Origin of the sequence: Bacteroides sp. OF03-11BH, from assembly GCF_003604005.1 — a bacterium.
GTDB lineage: Bacteria > Bacteroidota > Bacteroidia > Bacteroidales > Bacteroidaceae > Bacteroides > Bacteroides ovatus.
Genome location: NZ_QTMW01000123.1, coordinates 1 through 1028, shown reverse-complemented (window position 1 = coordinate 1028; position 1028 = coordinate 1). Strand labels below are relative to the sequence as shown.

The 1028-nt window shown below is 42.8% G+C and carries 1 protein-coding gene; it reads right to left on the bottom strand.

What is annotated here, in order from left to right; translation table 11 throughout:
- Nucleotides 1-14 precede the first annotated feature (14 nt).
- Nucleotides 15-995 carry an IS982-like element IS1187 family transposase gene (locus DXA54_RS27955; protein WP_032536584.1) on the bottom strand — a complete coding sequence of 327 codons (981 nt, stop codon included), beginning with the start codon at nt 993-995 and terminating at the stop codon, nt 15-17.
- Nucleotides 996-1028: the final 33 nt, after the last annotated feature.

The window sequence follows — 1028 nt, the reverse complement described above, 5'->3', positions numbered from 1 at the left end:
ACCTGTTGGCGGAATTAATTTAGTGCATACTTAATTCTGCCAATGGGCTTGTCGTTAATGAAGTTTACGTATTGCAGAATGGTAAGTGCACTAATTTTGCCAATGATTCTGGCAAACAAACCATTCGTTATTTTCGCGTAGTTCCTGATGACCAAGAACTGGTCTGTAAGTTGTGAGAATATTGTCTCAATCCTCTTTCTTGCCTTTGCAAACGGAATGAATGTCGGTTTCCAATCCTTTTGGTTGAGCCGATACGGACACTCCAGTCTTATGTGTGCGGTTTCGAACAAGTCAAGCTGTACGTCAGCTCCAATATACCCTTTGTCACCATAGATGCTACAGTCGTGATAAGTATGTTTTACATCCTTCATATAATGGAGGTCAGCCACACTTGCCTTTGACAGATCATAGGAATGGATAACTCCACTTAACCCACAGAGAGCGTGTAACTTATAACCAAAATAATACGTGTTCTGCGAAGCACAGAAGCCGAAGTCGGGAGCTTGCGAGAAATTGCCGGCACGCCCCATCTTGCAACGTTTTCCTCTTGCAACCCTACAGACCTCTATCGGCTTGGAGTCAACAAAGAATTGTTCCTCTCCGCCATCCATTTCCATGGCAATCCGCTTGCGCAGTTCCTCACACAGGCCTGACGTTTTCTTCCTGCGGTCATTGAACTGTCTCCTTGATATGAGATTGGGAATGCTGTCCTTGTATTCTTGCAATTTATAGTCGAACAACCACTTCTCACTATCAATGCTCTCGGTCTCTGCCGTCAGGGATAGCGCCACCACTTCCAAATCCGAAAACTTGGGAACAGGACCACGACGTGGAACATTACCCGAATCATTGACGAGATTTTCAGAGAATTGCTTGCATATCTCAAGTATTTTGACGAATTTTGCATAAAGGTTGTACATACGATGGTTTGAACTTAATGTTTTAATCACCACTAAGTTACTAAAAATCAGCGACATGTACAACTTTTTACTCATATTTATCAACTTAAATTAATTCCGCCAACGGGT

Coding starts and splice junctions, on each gene's coding strand:
- DXA54_RS27955 (WP_032536584.1), bottom strand. CDS start 995: ATGAGTAAAAAGTTGTACATGTCGCTGATTTTTAGTAACTTAGTGGTG.